Below are 19,506 nucleotides of genomic sequence, written 5' to 3'. Positions count from 1 at the left end.
CGCACTCGCTCAGGCCTTGTTGAGGAACTGGGGGTTGTGGAACAGATACATGCGGTCGTGCACGCGCATCAGTTCCTTGACCGCCGGATCGAGAATCAGGTTTTCGACCTGCTTCTCCTGATAACCCGCTTCGATCAGCAGGTGCTTGAAGTCCCGCTTCACGCCATTGCCTTCGTTGGTCAGCATTTCTTCCGGCTGATTCGGAATGATCAGGAAGTAAGGCACCCGCAGTTCGGCGACCTTCTTGACCCACCACTCGACCGCGGCATGCGTGCACTCCGAGAAGCTGTGGATGTTCAGCGCGAGATCGAAACCGCCGATCTGGATCTGCTGCGGCACTTCATCCAGCGGCACGACGCGCGCGCGGCCGAGCAGCTTCTTGTGGTTCAGGTAGTAACGGCACAGGAAGCTGGATTCCGGCAAGGCATCGACGCAGGCGTAGTCGGTGATGCCCGGGCAGGCTTCCAGCATGCGATGCGCCATGCGCCCATAGCCGGCACCGATATCGAGGATGCGCAGGTTCTGCGCGCTGAGCACCTTGAGCTGACGTTCGAGGAAAGCGATCTCGAGTACCGAATCGATCAGGTCGCGGCTGATCGGCGGCAGGCCCTCGTACTCATAGCGCCAGCAGCCGAAGCTGCCATCTTCGCCGAGCCGCTCCAGCAGCTTCGCCGGATCCTGCGTCATCGCGTACTTCAGGTAGATGAAGTATTTCAGCCGCGTGATGCGCGGCAGCTCGCGGTACTGCCAGACATACGGCGTCTCGCCGCGGAAATAGCGGAAGGTCTTGCGCAGCCATTCCTGCGTCGCGGCGCCCCATTGGACGTGGGAGATCACCGGCCAGTCGAGCGCGGCATAGCGCTTGCGCAGGGACTCGAGTTCCGGATGATCCCAGCGCAGGTCCTGTTCGGCGCCCGCAGGCAGCGGGACCTTGTCGTCGTACAGCTGCCCGATCTGCACCTTGTCGGCTTCCGACAGTTGCAGCACCGCTCGGATATAGCGGTTGATGAACAAGGCATCGCGCAGACGACGCACCGGATTCTTCATTTCACGACTCCAGCATCAAGGGGTTGCAATTGGGGTGCGGCAGACACGATGCGATTCCAGTCGGCCAGCCATGCGACGTGTTGCGGATCGACCGCCCGCGTATCGATGCACCAGGTATCCATCACTTCGCGATGCAGCTGGTAGCCCGCGGCGCGCAGCGTGTTCTCGCAGGCGCTCGCCGTGGCGGCATCGAAATGCAGGTGCTCGTAGATGATCAGCGCAGGCCGCCAGCGCGTGAAATCGATGTGGCGGATGATTTCGTAGTCATAGCCTTCGGTATCCATCTGCAGCATGTCGAGCTGCTGCACGCCGGCCCTGGCGCAGAGATCCTCGAAGCTCAGACATGGCACCTCGGCGCAGACGACGCGACTGGCGATGTCGGCAATGTACTTGTCGTGCTTGAGCACGACTTCCTTGCGGAACGAACCGAGCGCGTCGTACCAGGGCGGCAGCTGTTCATCCGCGCCCTTCTCGCGCAGGTGATAGAACGGCAGACTTCCCGACTTCTCGGCAACCGCGACGTTCATCAGGGTCAGGCGCGGATTGCCGCCGTAGTTCTGTTGCAGGCGCTTGAACACATAGGGCACCGGCTCCACCAGTACGCCGTACCATTCGCGCCGCAGGATTTCGCGGCGCAGCGGATCGAGCTGTTCGCCGTCGTTGGCGCCGATCTGCATGAAGCGCGCATCCGGAAAATGTCTGGCGAACGCCGCGACCAGCTTGGGATACGCCAGCTGGCGGTACTTCCATTCGTAACGCAGCCGCCGTATCGACGGCCCAACCAGGGGCCAGGACGACATCATGCGGACAATGGGGCGCAGTGGGTTCATGCGAGTTTCTTCTTGAGGATCTTCGGCACGACCAGCGCCAGAATCCGGCCCTGACCGAAAATCAGCAACATCAAAGCAGCGTAGACGATCGACACCAGCAGCAGGCTCGAGAACAGGCGCGCGACGACTGGCCAGTCGCTCAGCATCGGCTGCAACACATAGGCGGCGGCCGCGGCGAGCAGCGCGGAGACCGTGGACGGCAGTGCGCGCAGCAGAGCGCTGCTGATCGAGAGCTCGAGCTTGCGGAAGGCCAGGCCCAGGCACGGCAGCAGCAGCACGAACATGCCGCCGGAGTACGCCATCGCCATCGCCTGCATGCCGAACGGCGCCGCCGCCGCGATCATCACGGTCAGGCCGCCCCAGCCGCCAAGACCCCACCACATCATGCCGCGCGTGTCGCCGTTCGACAGATACAACCAGCCGGTGCTCACGCACAGCACCTGCGGAATGATGGCGATCGCGAAGATCTGCAGCAACGGCGCGCAAGCCTCCCAGCCCGGTCCCAGCAGCACGGCGACGATGTCTGCGGCGCAGACGAACAGGCCGGCCGCGACGAGCGCCGCGTAGGCGAGGAACAGGCTGACGGTATCGAGATAGTAGTCGCGGTAGGCCGCCAGGCGATCGCGCAGCCGCGACAGTTCCGCCGTGGCCACCAGCGCCAGCGGGTCGGCGAACTGATTGACCAGCAGGGCCAGCAGCACGAACGCGCGGTGGTACAAACCCACCGCGGCCGCATCGGCATGCAGGCCGAGAATCAGATTGTGCGCATTGAGTGCGGCGAAGCCGAGCAGCGCGAACACGACCGTCTGCCCGGCGAACTTCAGGGTGCCGCCGAGCTGTGCGACACGGACCGGCGCCGAGATGCGCACGCCGGACATGGCCAGCGCCATCACCAGCGTGACGAGCGGCGTGACCAGCGCGGCCAGCACCAGCGCCCAGTAACCCCAGCCGTTGAGCGCGGCGACAATCGCGGCGACCTGACCGATCAACGACGCTGCAATGTTGATGACCGCCAGACGGTCGAAGCGCAGGGCGCGGCGCAGAATTGCCAGCGGCTGCACCGACAGCCCGGTCAGCAGGAATGTCGCGGCGAGTGCCCGCGTCAGATCGAGCAGGCGCGCATCGTCGTACAGGGCGGCGACCAGCGGCGCGACGAGAAAGACGATCACCGAGACGACCGCGCCCAGTGCCGCGCTGATCCAGAACAAGGCGTTGAGCTGTTCGGGGCTCGGCGATTTCGCGTAGACGATCGCCACGCCGATGCCCATGTCCTTGAACAGCATGCCGATGCCGACGACCGCCATGACCATCGCGATCAGACCGAAACTGTCGGGCGCGAGGATGCGCGCGAGTATCGCAAGGCACAGCAGGTTGACGGCCTGTACGCCGACCTTGCCGGCAACCGACACCAGAATGCCGGCGCCCGGCTTGCCAGCCTGCGCAGTCATTGCAGCGTGTTGCCGGCGGCGCGGGTGATCACTTCACCCGGACCGCAACCCGGCCGCAGTAGTCGATGCGATTCAACAGCAGCGGCGTCACGCCGGGCTGGCTGAAGTACTCGTCGACCGCCTTGCGGCAACCTTCCCAGTGACCGTAGTCGTCGATGATGACGACGCCGCCCTGTGGCACCAGCGGATAGAGATGAATCAGCTCATGCCGCGTCGACTCGTACCAGTCGGTGTCCAGGCGCAGCAACGCGACGCCCGCAGGCAGCGTGGCCGGCAGCGTGTCCTCGACCTTGCCTTTGACGAAATGCATGCGTTCGGCCGGATAGCCGGTGGCGACGAGCGCCGCGCGCACGTCCTCTTCGTTGAAGACCTTGGCGTTGAACAGCGGATCCCAGGCCTTGCCGCCTTCTTTCTCGGCTTCCTTCCAGGTCGCCAGTGCCGGCGGGCTGTATTCGGACGTGTCGACTTCGGTCGGCGCAGTCATGCCTTCGAAGGTGTCGTACAGATAGAAGTCGCGGTCGGTGACGCCCAGTTCCAGCAGGCGCAGCATCGCCGCCATCGCTGAGCCGCCGCGCCAGACGCCGCATTCGACGAAGGCGCCGGGCACCTTGGCCCTGACGACGTACTCGGTCGAGGCGAGCATCGAGCCGAGGCGCGCTTCGCTGGTCATCGTGTAGTTGCGCACGCGGGTGACGATCGCTCGGTCGCGCGGCGACAGGTCTTCGACGATGCCCGGATCGACTTCCTTCTGCTGCGGTCCGCCGATCAGCTTGCCGACCCGCCGCCTGATTTTCTTGATCATCGCCATCGCTCAGTTCAGGGTTTCCAGCACCTGCAGCCAACGCCGCATGCAGGCTGCGGTATCGCGCAGGAAGGCCGCACCACCCTGGTCCCAGATGAAGCCCTTCATGTGCCCGGCCTGTTGATCGAGCGCATCGGCAAGCGCGGCGTAGGCGTTGCTGTAGTCGGCCGTCGTCGCCGGCTTCGCCTTCGCGCCCGGCAGCTTCAGCTCGCGCATCCAGGGCAGCAGGTCTTCGACGATGACCATGCCGGCCAGTTCGAAGTACAGATCCTTGAACAGGTTATGCGGGCTGCGCTTGTGGTCGGCCACCGGCCCGCCGAAGCAGATCGCATCGCCCTGCGCCTTCGCGCAGGCCTGCAGGAAGTAGCCGGACAGGATGTCGCCGTAGCGATCGATGCGCATGCCTTCGAGCGGATAGCCCATGCGCGCGTAGTAGTACGCCGGCATCGCTTCACGCAACAGCGCGGTGTTCTGCGTGTTGACCGGACACCAGGTCTGCGCGCCCATCGCGACGTTCAGCGGCTTGGCCGACGTGACGCGCGGCGCCTGCGTCAGCCGCGACATCGCGTCGACGTCGGGATCGTCGAGCCACATGCCGGCATTGACGGCGATGCGGCGACTGTCGCCGGCCGGAACCGCAGGATACTGGTCGACGATCTGATTGCTGCGGCGCGCGGCAACCGGAAAGCCGCGCGGGAAGAAGGCATCCTGCAGCTGGCTTTCCAGCAGCGCGCAGTTGTTGAACCACGGCGCGCCGTCGGCTGCGCTCAGCGTAGCGGCGTTGACTGCCGCGCCGACCCGCGCGTGCTCGCCGATGAAATCCGAATCGTTGCGGCAATAGTTGTCGTCGTCGATCGAGATCATCACATCGGCGCCCGACTCCCAGGCGCGCAGATAGCCGATGTTGCGCCGGTTGTCGGTGTTCCAGGGAATGAACTTCTCATCGAGTCCGAGCTTGGACAGATACGCCGTCTGCTCGTCCAGCGTCGGACAGTCGATCAGAAAGCCCTGCTGACGCGCCGCCGCCGCCGCCGCGTAAACAGTCGCCGGCGTCTTCTGGTCGGTGACGATGCGGATCGTCGTATCGCGGTCGTGACCGTGCCGGCGCAGATTGTCGAGATAACCCGACAGCCACTGCGGCTCGAAGATCGTGGTTACAACAATGTCAAACTTTCGACTCACCCGATGCACCTGCTGCGAATTGCTTTCGATATGCGCCTGCGCGCGGACTCAAGGCTGGCTCAGGCCTTCTTGACGATGCGCGGCTTTGCGCGGACAACCGACGACGGCAGACCGAACCAGCGCGTCCAGCCCCAGTACGCGATGCGCTCCAGCCACGGCGTGTACTTCAGCGACGCGCCGCTGACGGCGCTGCCGAACGGCTGCCACACCGGCGCGCTGGTTTCGATCGCATCGAAGCCGCTGACCTTCAGCAGATGCCGATGGCCGGCGATGTTGTGCGTCCACCAGGTCGACGTCATCGGACCGTTCCACAGACGCGCGGCCGGCGTGAACGGATGCATGATCGACTGCACGCCGGAGACGACTTCATACGAAATGAACTCGCCTTCGGTCACCGACCACAGCGCGTGCAGCGCGGCCTGCGGATTGCGCAGATGCAGCAGCACATTGCCGAGGAAGACCAGATCGAACTTGCCGAGTTTTTCCGGCGAGATCTCGTAGAGATTGCCCTTGACGCGCTTGACGTCGAGGCCGGTGACGCGGCTGACCAGTTCGAAGCGCTTGCGCAGTTCGGCATAGTCGAACGACGGCCGGACGATGTCCGGGCTGCCCTGCCAGTCCAGCGAGTCCATGCTCTCGGCATCGAGGCTGATCACCTCGGCGGCGCCGCGGCGCTTCATCTCGAAGGCGAAGAAGCCATCGGCGGAGGCGGCATCCAGACAGCGCAGGCCGTCGAGGCGCTCCGGCAACAGCAGCTTGTTGACGATGTGCCGATGGTCGAACAGGCCCGGTGTGATCACACCGTTCAGATCGAAGGTGTGATACCAGCTCATTGCATCGACTTCGCGCCGGGTCTCTGCGGGATCAGTCAGCTTGCTCATTTGGACGTCCGATGATTGTTGCATCGCCCACTACGGGCCAGAAAGTTTGGTGAAGATGTACAGGCCACTGAACTGCGAAAAGTAACTGGAGAAATCCTTGCGCTGGTCCATCGTCGCGTGCACCGCGACGCGATTGCCGAGCAGCGCCGGATGACCGTAGTCCTCGCAGATCAGCTTGCCGCCGGTCTGCAGATAGCGGTCGGGAATGGTCGTCAGCAGATAGTGCGTCGCGCGATAGCTATCGCAGTCGACATAGGCCAGCGCGAGTTCGCGCACCGGACTGCTCGCGAGCGTTTGCGTGAAGTCGCCGCGCACCAGAGTGACATTGGAGAAGCCGGATAGCTTGCGGCTGACCTCGGCGAAATCGACGGTGTGCGTGTTCGACCAGAACTGGTCGACACCCAGCGTCTCCTCGGGGAAGGACTCGAACATGTCGAACATCCACACGCGCTTGTCCGAACCCAGTGCCTGCAACGTGCGCGCGATCAGCCAGCCGCTGTGGCCCTTGAAGGAGCCGAACTCGGCGATGTCGCCCGGCACCTCGCGGCGCACCAGATCGCGCAGCGCCTGATACAGATCGAGATAGTCGCGCAGCCCGCATTTCTGCTCGAACAACTGCAGCGATTCCTGATAGATCGCGTACGGCCCCGGTGCGTCGCGCAGGCTCGGCGCCACGAAGAAGGTGCCGGCGTACTCGTCCTGCCGCGCGAACTGCGCCTGGGCCGGATCGAGACCGCCGACATACTCGAAGCGGCAATGCGCGAGACCGGGATGATCCTGCACCGCCGCGGCGATGCGCTGTTGCCCGGCTTCATCGATCGCGCCGCACAGCACCGCAGCGACCTTGCCGGCATCGATGCTCGCCAGCCCCGCCAGATCGACCGCGGCGACCGGCAACTTCGCCGCCTGCAGCGTGGTCAGCAGGCCGCGGCGGAATTCATCGTCGGCACCGACCACCAGCAGCTGCTTTCCAGTCGAGCCGCGCGATGCGGCGCGGCCCCAGGCAATCAGTGCGTACTGACCGTCGGCTGCGCTGCGCGCGCCGTACCAGCGCACCTGCTGCGCGCGACTCATGCGACCCAGCCGCACGCGCAAGGAATCGACTGCGCGGCGGATGAACAGACCTGTGGCGCCGATGCCGCTCATCTCGTTCGCGTTCTGACTCAAGGGCGCGCCACTCCGGTCTGCCAGGGATCGGCGCTTTGTCGCGCGCGCAACGCATCGATGGCCGCCTGCAACTTTGCGCGGCCTTCGCCGCTGCACCAGTCCGGGCTGTGCACGGCGAGATTGGTGCCGGCCAAGTGCACGACTGGCAGATGCGTGCCGAGTTGATTCAGATATTCCGGCACACCGCAGGCGCCGTTGAAGTAGCCCCAGTTGGAATAGTCGTGCCAGACCATCCAGCCCTTGGGCGCGACCAGTCGCTGCGCCGCTTCGGTATCGCTCTGCACGGCCTCGTAGCGGTGATCGGCATCGATGAAGACCAGATCGAAGCTGCCGTTCGCATCGTCGCGCGTCGTCTCGACCAGCGAACCGACGCGGCGGTCGACGCGCTGCGCGAGCGGTGTATCGCGGTAGGCGATGCCATGCGTGGGTTCGATGTCGATCGTCGTCAACGTACCGCCTTCCGGCAGCGCCGCTGCCATCGCCGCGGCGGTGTAGCCGCGGAAACTGCCGATCTCCATCGCGCGCCGAGGGCGCAGCGCGGCGACGATGCGCGCCATGTTGACCATGTCGACGACCGGGCTCGACCACGAACCATGCGGCAGGCGGTCGACGCTGATCGGCGGGATTTTTTCGAACAGATCGTCGAGCGCGACCTGCGGCAATGCCAGACGCTGCGGCTGCAGGATCAGGCACATCGCGTGTTCGAAGTTGGGATTGCGGCCCAGCGGCCGCGACAGCGTCACGCGGGCGACGCTGGTCAGCGCCCGCCGCGTGGCGTGCTTGACGCTCGCGGCGAAGCCCTGGGGTGCGGAACTGCTTGCGTTCACGTTGATGATCCTCGCGCAGTCGCGCTGCGCCAGCGCGCACGCACGGACTGCAGACGGTTGAAGTTCGACAGGCCGGCGGCAAGGCTCAGCCACAGCAGATACGGCGCGGGCCAGGTCGGCCGCAGATGGATCGCCTGCCGCAGCGCCTGACGCGCGGCCGGCAGTTCCTGAAGTTCGATGTGGGCGCGGGCCATGTTGAAGTAGTGCACGGCCTGCAGCCAGGGACGCTGCAACCAACGCGCCTTGTGGCGCTCCATCACGGCACGATAGCTCTCGATCCGCGCGCGCGGATTCGACTCGACGCTGCCGGCGGTGACATGCTTGATGACGATCGGCGCCAGCTCGGCACGGATCGAGCCCTGCTCGATGATGCGGAACACCAGCTCCCAGTCTTCGCGATTGGGCAGGCGCTCGTCGAAACCGCCGGCGCGCTCCAGCGCATCGCGGCGCACTAGCCAGGTCGGCGTGATGAAGCGGAAACCAGACAGCAGTTCGGTCTCGAACTCGCCGCGTCGCCCATCGGCCTCGGGTGCGACAGTGATTTCACGACCGTCTCGAAAGCGAGCGACGTAGGTGCCACAAACCATCACCGCGCTGGGCCCGGCAGCGTCGAGAATCGCCAGCTGGCGCGTGAGCTTGTCGGCAATCCATTCATCGTCGCTGTCCTGGAACGCAACGAGCGTGCCGTTGGCCGCGGCCACGCCGGTGTTGCGCGCCGCGCCCGGCCCGCCCTGCGCCTTGCGGCGGATGTAACGGACGCGCGAATCGCGGATGGCGCCGACGACTTTCTCGGTGTCGTCGCTGGACGCGTCGTCGACGACGATGACTTCCAGCTTCGGATAGTCCTGCGCGAGCACGCTGCCCACCGCGCGGCCGAGCAGGTGCGCGCGGTTATGCGTGGGAAGGACCACCGAGATCAGCGGTGCTGGCACAGTCGTCACGCGGCGATCGGTCTCAGGCCAGGCTCGGTGCCGGCAGGTCGGGCCGCCGGAACAGGAAGTAATGATCGCGGACGCCGACCAGTTCGCGGATCTCGTCGCTGCGGTAGACCGGCGTCTTGTGCACCAACTCATAACCGGCGCCTTGCACCAGCGGCATGAAGTCGCGGAAGCTGTAGTCCGGCTCCGTGCTGAGGAACGATTCAGGATGGTTCGGCACGATCAGCAGCCAGGGAATATCCAGTGCGCGCACGCGTTCCAGCCACCAGCTGATCGCCGCGTAGGTGCATTCCGAGAAGCTGTGGATGTTCAGCGCGACGTCGTAGCCGTTCGGCGAGAAGCCGGTCTGCCACTGGTGCAAGGGAATCACCGACGCCGGCGGACTGACCTGACGGAACTTGAGGTAGTAGTCGCTGAGATAGGTCGATTCCGGCACCGCGTCGATGCAGTCGTAGCGACGCAGGTTCTTCAGCGCCTTGCTCATGCGATACGCGAGGCGGCCATAGCCGGCACCGATATCCAGCACGCGCAGGTTGCGGATCCGCGAAAGACCGATCTGCGTGTCGAGGAAGTTGATCTCGCTGACCGAGTCGAGCAGATCGCGCGATACCGGCGGCTGGTTGCCGTATTGCTCGGCCCAGCAGCCGAACAGGCCGTCCTCTTCGAGCACGTTGAGCAGACCGAGGTGGTCCTGCGCGCGCATGTCCTGCAACGCGAGATAGCGCTTGAGGCGCACCTCGGTGCCGAGCTGGCGGTTCTGCCAGACGTAGGCGTTGTCGCCGCGGAACCATTGCAGGTTGACCTGCTTGGCGACGCGCTCCTGATTCCAGAAATAGGTCGGGCCCGCCGCGGGGCAGTCGAGCGCCGCATACGCCGCGCGCAACTCGGCTAGGCGCGGATGGTCGCTGCGCAACGCTTCCACCGCGCCGGCCGGCAGCGCGCGCGTCGCATCGAACGACAGATCGTCGTGGCGTGCGCCGGCCTGTTCGCGACGAACGACGCGATATCCGAAACGATCAAGCACGCCGTCCACGGAACGGCGCAATGCAGCCTTGATGGGTGAGCCTTGCGTCATATGCGCTGCTGGCCTTTGGTGCCTGGAAAGTTAGAAAACGATAGGAAACAGACTGCTGGAATCAAACCGCGTAAGCCTGAACATCCGCCGAAAACTTCGCCGGCAGGAGCGCAAGCTGACCTTCGCAGTAGCGTTCCGTCAACCATTGCAAATCTTGCGTCTGTCTTGCGTCCAGATTCAGGCTTTTTGCATAGCCCGGAAAACTGGCGGGAACGAGGTTTCCGTAAGGCTGAGCGAACGAGGGACGCAGCGCGAAACTGCGCTCGCCGCCCGCGCTAGGTGTGAAGACCGGCGAGACCGACAGACGCCCGGCGCGCAGCCAAGGGCGCTGCACCGGCGTGAAGCCGCGGAACGCCGCGCCGCCGGTCACCAGCACACTGATCTCGGGATCCTTGCGCACGGCCATCGCGGCCTGGCGCTGTTCTCCTGCGAGCCACTGCGGGCCGTTCAGGTACTTGGCCGGCATGTCGGGAATATCCAGCAGTACCTGGCGATCCGCTCCGGCGCAATGCTCGAAGAACGGCAGGTAGTCGTCCATCTTCTCGAAGAAGTTCTGGCAGAACCGGTAGTGGCGCCCGCGGTCGATGCGGCGCACGTTCATCTCGGTATTCCAGATCGAGTCGAACAGCGTCCAGCCGTCGCGTCTGGCGACGCGGATCGCTTCCTTGGCGACGGTCTGCTGCGCGGGAATCTCCGGCAGGCAGGTCGACGACACGACGCCGTCGAAGGCGCCATCGGCGAACGGCAGCGGGAACTGGACGTCGTGGCAGATGTAGTGCGCATCCGGCGCGACGAAATACTTCGTCACCAGCAGATTGAGAAACTGACCGTCGACCGAGACCAGCTCGCGAACGCGACCGTCCGCCAGGGCCAGGTTCTCGAACACGCCATGGCCGCAGCACAGCGACAGCACGCGGCCATCCATCGGCAGCGTCGACAGCTGCATCGCCAGGGTATTGACCCGCGGCGCGAAGAAGCGCGAGACGAAGTAGCTGCGCAGCGCGGCATCGTCGGAAACACGCTGGCCACGCAGTGCACGGTAGAGCTTGCGCAAGGCAGCGAAGCGTTGACGCCCACCGAGCACTTCGAACTGCGCCATCTCGGCCAGATAGGCCTGCGCCGAGGCGAGCATGGTGGCTTCCATGCGCGCGGCGAAGTGCAGGTAGTCGCCGGCACGGCCATGGATCAGATCGGCGGCCAGCGGCAGATGACGATCGATCCAGCCAAGCAAGCCTTGAACGTCGTCGCGCTGCAGATACTCGATCGCGGCAACCTGCAGCGGCACGTAAGGCTGCATTTCCTCTTCGGCACCGCCATAGCCCTTGGCCAGGCTCAGCAACAGAACGCCGTGGACGATCGGATACGTGAAGCAACGACAGCTCACCAAGCCGTAATCGAGCCGGTCCGCCGTGCCCCCGCACTGCTTAACGAGTCGCAATGCACCCGCGCAATACGGGCACACCAGACTCTCGACAAACGTCTGATTCATTTCTTTACTGGCAGCGCTATGGCGCGGTCCTCTAGGCGGGACCGGCTCCTCGTTCCGATTATTCCACAGAACTCGCGCTTTCCCTCAAGTGGCCGGACCGTCCCTCGTCGGGCCGAGCCCGACGAGGGACCGGCCTGCACTCATTCGGTGCTCGCGGAGGACTTGGCGGCCAGCTTCTCCAGCGCCCCGAGGTCGACCGACCCGGCTGCCTTCTTCAGGCCGTCCATGTCGACGCCGGTGCCGCTCAGGCTGACGGTGAAGCGCTTGCCGACCAGCAGCTTGTACTCGCCCACCTGGTTCGCCGCATCCCATTTCTCGCTGACCATGCGCTCGCCGTCGCGACGGCTGCGTTCGTAGCCGGCATCCGACTCGGATTCGGTCTCCACGCCCGCCCAGGTGGCCAGCGCAGCCAGGCCCTGCGCACCGCCCAGGTCGCTGATCTCCAGCTCGATCGCGTGCGTATTGTCGTCATCGGCGTAGCGCGCCTTGGCTTCCGACAGCTGCAGGCCCAGCGCCGTGTTGCGCTCGGCGCTGAAGCTGCGGCGCGGATAGCCGCCCAGGGTCTCCGGCAACAACGCCTTGAGCGCCTGCGGATCCATCGATTCGACCTTGCCGTCGTTGCCCATCAGGGCGCCCATCATCTCGCCCATCGCCTTCTGCTGGTCGGCACCGTCGCCCGATTGGGTCGCCTTCTCCATCTTCTGCGTGGCGGCCTCGACCTTCTTCGCCCACTGCTCCATCTTGTCGGCGTCGAGGGTCACGGTGTTGCCGTCGTGGCTGATCTCGATGCTGTCGCTGCGCGCATCGCGACCGATGTCGGCAACGCCGGTGATCTTCGCGATCAGGGTGCCAAGCACCAGCGACAGGATGATCGCGGCAATGATCGTGACGGCGGTGTAAGGCACTGCCTTTTCCTGCGGGCAGCGCATGGTCTGCGGCAGGCCCAGATACAGCAGGTAGATTGCATAGATTGCACCGGCAATCGCCAGCAGCGATCCGAGCCAGGGCACCAGCACCATGACGCCGGCCAGCCAGCTCGCCGTCGAGGCATACGCTGTCGCCTTGAGCGCCTGCACGTCGTTCTTCTCACCGCCGAAGGTCGGTGCCAGTGCGTTGACCAGCAGGGCGAGCAGATAGACCGACACCAGCGCCAGTCCGTACTGCATCAGCATGTTGCTCAGGCCGGCGACGATGCCGACACGCACGGTGCCGACGAAGGGCACACCGATGCCGATGATGCTGCCCTTGAGAAAACCGGCGATCGCGGGCAGTGCCGCCAGCCAGATGATGTAACGCAGATAAAGCCCCGCAACGCTTTCGGTCTCGGCGGCGATCTGCGGCCACTCGGTCTTCGGCGTCAGCACCACGCCCTTGGCGCGGCTGATCAGATGTTCACGATCCATGTGTGTTCCCCAAAGTTCGATGTCGAACAGGGACGAGCTTAAACCATGGAACTGCGCTCTCAAGTCGCTTTCGCCTCACAGACTGTGAACCACGGCGCAGCAGGCTCACCGTCATTCCGGCGAAAGCGAGAATGACGAGTGGACTTACTCAGACGCTCCCTGGCCGACGAACTCGTGGATCAGTTCGTTGACCGCCTCGGGCTCGTCGTGCGCGACCCAGTGCGTGGCACGCGGCAGGCGCTCGATGCGCAGGTCCGGCACCAGCGCATCGAGCCCGTCGAGGATGCCCGGCAGCAGCGCGATATCCGCCTCGCCCCAGATCACCATCGTCGGCACGTGGATCATGAACTTGCGCGGATCGAGTTCCGGCGCGACCGGGCCGCTGCCGTCCGGCGCCGGCGGCCGCAACGGCGAGGCGCGGTAGTAGTTGAACATGCCGGTCAGCGCGCCCGGCTGCTTCCAGGCGTCGTGATAGCGCGCCAGCGCTGCGCCGTCCTGGTCGCGCTCGCCGAACAAGGCGGCGAGGCGCGTGTAATTGTTCTCGCTCATCACGCGCTCGGCCTTGTCGCTGCACAGCAGGCGCATGTACTGGCTCGCCGCCTGCTGCGCCGGGTTGCTGCGCAACTCGCGCGCGAACAGCACCGGATGAGGGGCGTTGAGAATGATCAGCCTGTCGATCAGCTGCCGGTGCGCGGCGGCGAAATTCCAGGCCACCGCGCCGCCCCAGTCGTGCGCGACCAACACGCAGCGCTCGAAGCCGAGATGCGCGATCAACTGCCGGATGTCTTCAACCAGCATCGACGGCCGATAGTCGGCAACCTCGGCCGGCTTGTCCGACAGGTTGTAACCACGCAGATCCGGCGCGACCACGGTGTGACTCGCGGAGAAAGTCCGCAGCTGGTTTTCCCAGGTGAACCAGGCCTCGGGAAAACCATGCAGGAACAGCATCAAGGGCCCCGAACCCGCCCGCACATAGTGCAGGCGCGTGCCGTTGATGCTGGCGTAGCAATGTTCCATCAGGCCGCGATCAGCGCACCGAAGCGGTCGAGATGGTGGTCGCTGTCGCCGAACTGCTGGGCAATCATCGTCAGGCGCTTGAAGTAGTGGCTGACCGCCAGTTCGTCGGTCACACCGATGCCGCCATGCAGCTGCACTGCCTGCTGGCCGACATAGCGTGCGCTCTGGGCAACCAGCACCTTGGCGGCGGACACGGCGTGACGGCGCGCCTTCGCATCGCCATCGAGGCGCGCGGCGGCGAGATAGGCCATCGAACGCGCCTGCTCGGCGTGCAGGTACATCTCCACCGCGCGATGCTGCAGCGCCTGGAAGCTGCCGATCGGCATGCCGAACTGCTTGCGCGTCTTCAGGTAGGCCACCGTCGCCTCGATGATCGCGCCCATGTTGCCGACCGCTTCGGCGCACAGCGCGGCGATGCCGCGATCGACCGCCTTGTCGACGATGGCCAGCGCCTGGCCTTCGCTGCCGACGAGGCCGCTGGCCGGCACGCGGACGTTCTTCAGGGTGATTTCGGCGGCACGCTGGCCGTCCTGGGTTGGATAGCCGCGGACGCTGACACCGGCGGCCTTGGCGTCGACGAGGAACAGCGAGATCCCGTACTCGTCGCGCGGAGTGCCGCTGGTCCGCGCGGAAACGAGCAGCAGGTTCGCGGTCGCGCCGTGCAGCACGACGGCCTTCGCACCGTTGAGCACATAGGCATCGCCGTCGCGCACCGCGGTCGTTGCGACCTGGCTCAGCGCGTAACGGCTGCCGGCCTCGGCATGCGCGAGCGCCAGCTGCAGCTCGCCGGCGGCCACCTTGGGCAACACCGCAGACTGCTGCGCGCTGTTGCCGGCATCGGCGAGCAGGCCGGCACCGAGCACGACCGTCGCGAGATAAGGCTCGACGACCATGCCGCGGCCCAGCGCTTCCATCACGAGCAGCGTGTCGAAGGCACCGCCGCCGAAACCGTCATGCGCCTCGGGTAATGCAATGGCGAGCGCACCCATCTCGGCCAGCTGCTGCCAGACCTCCGCGCTCCAGCCCTGCTCGCTGGCAATGATCGTGCGGCGCGCCTCGAAACCATAGGCCTCGCGCACATAGCGGTCGAGGCTGTCGCGGAACTGGCGCTGCTCTTCGGAAAAATTGAAGTTCATGTGTCTTGCCTCAGAAGCCGAGAATCATCTTGGAGATGATGTTCTTCTGGATCTCGTTGGATCCGCCGTAGATCGTCGTCTTGCGCATGTTGAAATAGCTGCCCGACAGCGGCACGCCGTAGTCGGGGCCGACGATGTCGCCGCTGTAGCCGGCGTCCAGTGCGGCATGCTGATTCGGCAGCGCGTAGGCGCCGAGCGCGAGCATCATCAGCTCGGACAGGGTCTGCTGGATCTCCGAGCCGCGGATCTTCAGCAGCGAAGCTTCCGGCCCCGGCGCCTTGTGTTCCATGTCGGCGGCGATCACACGCAGGTTGGTGATCTCCAGCGCCATCAGTTCGATCTCGACCTGTGCAACACGGTCGCGGAAACGCAGATCGTCGATCAGGCGGCCGCCGTCATCGGCACGTTCGCGGCTGGCGATGTCCTTCAGGCGCTTGAGCTTGCGCTTCGAGCGGCCAACCTCCGCGATGCCGGTGCGCTCGTGGCCGAGCAGGAACTTGGCGTAGGTCCAGCCCTTGTTCTCTTCGCCAACGCGGTTGTCGACCGGCACTTCGACGTTGTCGAAGAACACTTCGTTCACCTCGTGCTCGCCGTCGAGCATGATGATCGGCCGCACGGTGATGCCCGGCGTCTTCATGTCGATCAGCAGGAACGAAATGCCCTCCTGTTTGCGCGCTTCGGGCGAGGTACGGACCAGACAGAAGATCCAGTCGGCAAACTGGCCGAGCGTGGTCCAGGTCTTCTGGCCGTTGACGACGTACTTGTCGCCGACCCGCTCGGCACGGGTCTTCAGCGACGCGAGGTCGGAGCCCGAACCCGGCTCCGAGTAACCCTGGCACCACCAGTCGTCGCCGGCGAGGATGCGCGGCAGGAAGAAGTCCTGCTGGGCCTTGCTGCCGAAGGCCATGATCACCGGCGCGACCATCACCAGGCCGAACGGCATCAGCGCCGGCGCGCCGGCATCGGCGCATTCCTCGCTGAAGATGTGCTGCTGCACGGCATTCCAGCCGGTACCGCCAAACTCGACGGGCCAGTGCGGCGCGACCCAGCCCTGCTGGAACAGGATGCGGTGCCAGCGCATGAAATCTTCCTTCTCCATGCGCTGGCCGCCCAGCACCTTGTCGCGGATGTCGTGCGGCAGCTTGGCGTCGATGAAGGCGCGGACTTCGCTGCGGAAGGCCTGCTCCTCGGCGGTGAAATTCAGATCCATCGGGGACTCCAAACAAGCAATGGAAAACGGGAAAGAGCGCGAGCTTAGGCGCTGGACGGAAGGGCGACAAATGAAACCGGCGCATTTCCGGCCATTCGCCCGATTGATGGGCGCCGGCCGCGGCCTATTCCCCGGGCGAATGCCAAGCGATCCAGCGATTTCATTTGTCGCTGGCGCCGCCCCGGCCTAGTCTCGACGCTCCACAAGACCAGAAATCACCCAAGGAGCCCGCATGAGCGTCAGCGACTATCAAATTCACGGCCACACCGCCGTGATCACGATGAACAGCCCGCCGGTCAACGGCCTGGGGCTGCCGCTGCGCAGCGGAATCCAGAGCGGACTTGAAAAGGCCTTTGCCGATCCGGCGGTGCAGGCCATCGTCCTGATCGGCACCCAGCATTCGCCGGCGGCTCCATTCTCGGGCGGCGCCGACATCCGCGAGTTCAACACGCCGAAGATGCTCGCCGCGCCAAACCTGCACCAGGTCATCGAAACGCTCGATGGCAGTGCGAAACCGGTCGTTGCCGCGATCTCCGGCGCCTGCATGGGTGGCGGCCTCGAGCTGGCGCTCGGTTGTCACTTCCGCGTCGCCCGCGCCGATGCGCTGATCGCCCTTCCCGAGGTCAACCTCGGCCTGCTGCCGGGCGGCGGCGGCACGCAGCGCCTGCCGCGCGTCGTCGGCGTCGAGACCGCATTGAAGATGATCGTCAGCGGCGCGACCGTGCCCGCCAAACAGCTCGCCGGCACCGCCCTTTTCGATGCCGTCACCGAAGGCGATCTGCTCGCCGCGGCGCTGGAGTTCGCCGCCAAGCTCGTCGCCGAGAAACGTCCGCTCAAGCGCGTGCGCGACATCAAGCCCAGCGCCGCCGAAGCCGCGTACGATTTCGGCCCGGCGCGCGCCCAGGCGCGCGGTCCGTTCCCGGCACCGCTGGCCTGCGTCGAAGCAGTTGCGGCGTCGGTGACCAGCGCCAGCTTCGAGGCCGGCATGAAGGCCGAGGCCGACGGATTCGCGGGCTTGCTGGCAACGCCGGAATCGCGTGCGCTGCGTCATTCGTTCTTCGGCGAACGCGCGGCGGCAAAGATCGCCGACGTGCCGGACGACACGCCGCTGCGGCCGATCCGCAGCGCCGCGGTGATCGGTGCCGGCACGATGGGCGGCGGCATCGCGATGAATTTCGCGAACGCCGGCATCCCGGTGCAGGTGCTGGAGATGAAGCAGGACGCGCTCGACCGCGGCCTTGCGATCATCCGCAAGAACTACGAGAACCAGGTCAAGAAGGGCAAGCTCAGCGCCGAGAAGCTCGAAGCGCGCATGGCGCTGCTCAAACCCACGCTCGACTACGCCGACATCGCGCAGGCCGACATCGTCATTGAGGCGGTGTTCGAGGACATGGCGGTCAAGAAGACCGTGTTCGAAAAGCTCGACAGCGTGATGAAGCCCGGCGCGATCCTCGCGACCAATACGTCCACGCTTGATGTCGACCAGATCGCCGCATTCACGAAGCGCCCGCAGGACGTCGTCGGCCTGCACTTCTTCTCGCCGGCCAACGTCATGCGCCTGCTCGAAGTCGTGCGCGGCGCCAAGACCGCAAAGGATGTTCTAGCGACGGTCATGAAGCTGGCAAAGACGATCAAGAAGCTGCCGGTCGTTGCCGGCGTCTGCGACGGCTTCATCGGCAACCGCATGATCCACAAGTACAGCGCCGAGGCGCTGCAGCTGCTCGCCGAAGGTGCGCTGCCGCAGCAGGTCGACCAGGCCGTCGAAACCTGGGGCATGGCGATGGGGCCGTTCCGGATGAGCGATCTCGCCGGCAACGACGTCGGCTGGTACGTGCGCAAGCGCCACTACGCCGAGCATCCGGACATGCCGCGCCAGATCATCGCTGACCGCCTCTGCGAAGCCGGGCGTTATGGCCAGAAGACCGGCAAGGGCTGGTACGCCTATCAGCCCGGCGACCGCACCGCGCATCCGGACGCCGACGTCGAGAAGCTCATCACCGACTACCGCAAGGAAGCCGGTATCACGCCGCGCCAGATCGACGACGCCGAGATCGTCGATCGTCTGATCTTCGCGCTGACCAACGAGGGCGCGCGCATCGTCGAGGAAGGCATCGCCCAACGCGCGTCCGACATCGACATGGTCTACCTCAACGGCTACGGCTTCCCGCTGTACCGCGGCGGACCGATGCTGCATGCCGACATCGTCGGGCTCGATAAGGTGCTGCAGCGCATGCAGGGCTTCGCGGCGCTGGCGCGCCCGGATGCCGGGTTCTGGGAGGCCGCACCGCTGCTCACGAAGCTGGCCGCCGCCGGCAAGACCTTCAACTGAACCACATTCGGCCAGCACGTAGCCCGGGTGAAACCCGGGGATCTGCGCCCGGAGAAGGCGCGAACCCGGATTGCATCCGGGCTACAGGGCGGCAATCGCAGTTGAGTCAATGGAGTAAGCCATGCACCCGAACGCCGAGCTGATCGACAAGTTCTACCGCGCCTTTGCCCGGCTCGACGCCGCGACGATGGCGTCCTGCTACTGCGACGACGTCCAGTTCGAGGATGAGGTGTTCACGCTCGACGGCAAGCGCGAAACCGCCGGCATGTGGGCGATGCTCTGCGAGGGCGTCAAGGAGAAAGGCGCCGATGTCTGGCGCCTGGAACACAGCGCGGTCAGTGCCGATGCGCAGCGCGGCCGCGCGCACTGGGATGCCCATTACCGCTTCACGATGACTGGCCGGATGGTGACGAACCGCATTGACGCCGAGTTCACGTTCCGCGACGGCCTGATCGCCACCCACCGCGACCGCTTCGACTTCTGGGCCTGGTCGCGCCAGGCGCTCGGCACGCCGGGCCTGCTGCTCGGCTGGTCGCCGCTGATCCGCAACAAGGTCCGGGCGACCGCCGGCGGCAACCTGAAGAAATTCTTAAGTCGCTGATTCAAATCAATAAAACGGCAACAAAAATGGGCCGGATGGAGAACCATCCGGCCCAGCACACAGCCTTTGGGAGCTGTCCTGTTCGAACCCGGTCCGAATTCTTCTCGTACCGCAGGCCCGTACA

Annotated in this window: 17 protein-coding genes; 2 read left to right on the top strand and 15 right to left on the bottom strand. The window is 65.3% G+C overall.

Annotated features, from left to right (window positions below; genetic code table 11):
• Window positions 1-9 precede the first annotated feature (9 nt).
• The 15 genes from AC3WUF_RS02565 to AC3WUF_RS02495 all read right to left on the bottom strand — a co-directional run bounded on the left by AC3WUF_RS02565 (window position 10) and on the right by AC3WUF_RS02495 (window position 16,452).
• Window positions 10-1,047 carry a putative sugar O-methyltransferase gene (locus AC3WUF_RS02565; protein WP_492422107.1) on the bottom strand — a complete coding sequence of 346 codons (1,038 nt, stop codon included), beginning with the start codon at window positions 1,045-1,047 and terminating at the stop codon, window positions 10-12.
• Entirely contained in the window at window positions 1,044-1,877 is an 834-nt protein-coding gene (locus AC3WUF_RS02560) for an FkbM family methyltransferase (protein ID WP_492422105.1), read from the bottom strand. Before AC3WUF_RS02560 ends, AC3WUF_RS02565 begins: the two co-directional genes overlap by 4 nt.
• Window positions 1,874-3,325 carry a lipopolysaccharide biosynthesis protein gene (locus AC3WUF_RS02555; protein WP_492422103.1) on the bottom strand — a complete coding sequence of 484 codons (1,452 nt, stop codon included), beginning with the start codon at window positions 3,323-3,325 and terminating at the stop codon, window positions 1,874-1,876. The genes AC3WUF_RS02560 and AC3WUF_RS02555 overlap by 4 nt, the downstream gene beginning before the upstream one ends.
• A 28-nt stretch (window positions 3,326-3,353) precedes the next feature.
• Window positions 3,354-4,127, bottom strand: coding sequence for a TylF/MycF/NovP-related O-methyltransferase (locus AC3WUF_RS02550; protein WP_492422101.1), 774 nt, complete (start codon window positions 4,125-4,127; stop codon window positions 3,354-3,356).
• A gap of 9 nt (window positions 4,128-4,136) precedes the next feature.
• The gene (locus AC3WUF_RS02545; RefSeq protein ID WP_492422099.1) at window positions 4,137-5,309 is read right to left on the bottom strand and encodes a hypothetical protein; all 1,173 of its coding nucleotides are present in this window, start codon (window positions 5,307-5,309) and stop codon (window positions 4,137-4,139) included.
• A gap of 59 nt (window positions 5,310-5,368) precedes the next feature.
• The gene (locus AC3WUF_RS02540) at window positions 5,369-6,190 is read right to left on the bottom strand and encodes a class I SAM-dependent methyltransferase (protein WP_492422097.1); all 822 of its coding nucleotides are present in this window, start codon (window positions 6,188-6,190) and stop codon (window positions 5,369-5,371) included.
• Between the two features lie 30 nt (window positions 6,191-6,220).
• Window positions 6,221-7,357 carry a TylF/MycF/NovP-related O-methyltransferase gene (locus AC3WUF_RS02535; protein WP_492422095.1) on the bottom strand — a complete coding sequence of 379 codons (1,137 nt, stop codon included), beginning with the start codon at window positions 7,355-7,357 and terminating at the stop codon, window positions 6,221-6,223.
• Window positions 7,354-8,184 (bottom strand): class I SAM-dependent methyltransferase, encoded by an 831-nt coding sequence (locus tag AC3WUF_RS02530; RefSeq protein ID WP_492422093.1) that lies wholly within the window; start codon window positions 8,182-8,184, stop codon window positions 7,354-7,356. The genes AC3WUF_RS02535 and AC3WUF_RS02530 overlap by 4 nt, the downstream gene beginning before the upstream one ends.
• The gene (locus AC3WUF_RS02525; RefSeq protein WP_492422091.1) at window positions 8,181-9,125 is read right to left on the bottom strand and encodes a glycosyltransferase family 2 protein; all 945 of its coding nucleotides are present in this window, start codon (window positions 9,123-9,125) and stop codon (window positions 8,181-8,183) included. Before AC3WUF_RS02525 ends, AC3WUF_RS02530 begins: the two co-directional genes overlap by 4 nt.
• 13 nt (window positions 9,126-9,138) lie before the next feature.
• Window positions 9,139-10,197, bottom strand: coding sequence for a putative sugar O-methyltransferase (locus AC3WUF_RS02520; RefSeq protein ID WP_492422089.1), 1,059 nt, complete (start codon window positions 10,195-10,197; stop codon window positions 9,139-9,141).
• Between the two features lie 61 nt (window positions 10,198-10,258).
• Entirely contained in the window at window positions 10,259-11,581 is a 1,323-nt protein-coding gene (locus AC3WUF_RS02515) for a class I SAM-dependent methyltransferase (RefSeq protein ID WP_492422087.1), read from the bottom strand.
• A 245-nt stretch (window positions 11,582-11,826) separates the two neighbouring features.
• Window positions 11,827-13,089 (bottom strand): Yip1 family protein, encoded by a 1,263-nt coding sequence (locus AC3WUF_RS02510; protein WP_492422085.1) that lies wholly within the window; start codon window positions 13,087-13,089, stop codon window positions 11,827-11,829.
• A 144-nt stretch (window positions 13,090-13,233) separates the two neighbouring features.
• Window positions 13,234-14,106, bottom strand: coding sequence for an alpha/beta fold hydrolase (locus tag AC3WUF_RS02505; RefSeq protein ID WP_492422083.1), 873 nt, complete (start codon window positions 14,104-14,106; stop codon window positions 13,234-13,236).
• Complete coding sequence (locus AC3WUF_RS02500) at window positions 14,106-15,242, bottom strand: acyl-CoA dehydrogenase family protein (protein WP_492422081.1); 1,137 nt, start codon at window positions 15,240-15,242, stop codon at window positions 14,106-14,108. Before AC3WUF_RS02500 ends, AC3WUF_RS02505 begins: the two co-directional genes overlap by 1 nt.
• A 10-nt stretch (window positions 15,243-15,252) precedes the next feature.
• Complete coding sequence (locus tag AC3WUF_RS02495) at window positions 15,253-16,452, bottom strand: acyl-CoA dehydrogenase family protein (RefSeq protein WP_492422079.1); 1,200 nt, start codon at window positions 16,450-16,452, stop codon at window positions 15,253-15,255.
• A 232-nt stretch (window positions 16,453-16,684) separates the two neighbouring features.
• Between AC3WUF_RS02495 and AC3WUF_RS02490 the strand changes: the two genes are divergently transcribed.
• Both AC3WUF_RS02490 and AC3WUF_RS02485 read left to right on the top strand, forming a co-directional pair.
• Window positions 16,685-18,781 carry a 3-hydroxyacyl-CoA dehydrogenase NAD-binding domain-containing protein gene (locus AC3WUF_RS02490; RefSeq protein WP_492422077.1) on the top strand — a complete coding sequence of 699 codons (2,097 nt, stop codon included), beginning with the start codon at window positions 16,685-16,687 and terminating at the stop codon, window positions 18,779-18,781.
• A 121-nt stretch (window positions 18,782-18,902) separates the two neighbouring features.
• On the top strand, window positions 18,903-19,382 hold the full coding sequence (locus AC3WUF_RS02485) for a nuclear transport factor 2 family protein (protein WP_492422075.1): 480 nt from the start codon (window positions 18,903-18,905) through the stop codon (window positions 19,380-19,382).
• Window positions 19,383-19,506: the final 124 nt, after the last annotated feature.

The organism is Fontimonas sp. FW305-C-3 (genome assembly GCF_058783185.1).
The sequence above is the reverse complement of the archived record's forward strand: the minus strand, read 5'-3'. Positions and strand labels throughout refer to the sequence as shown.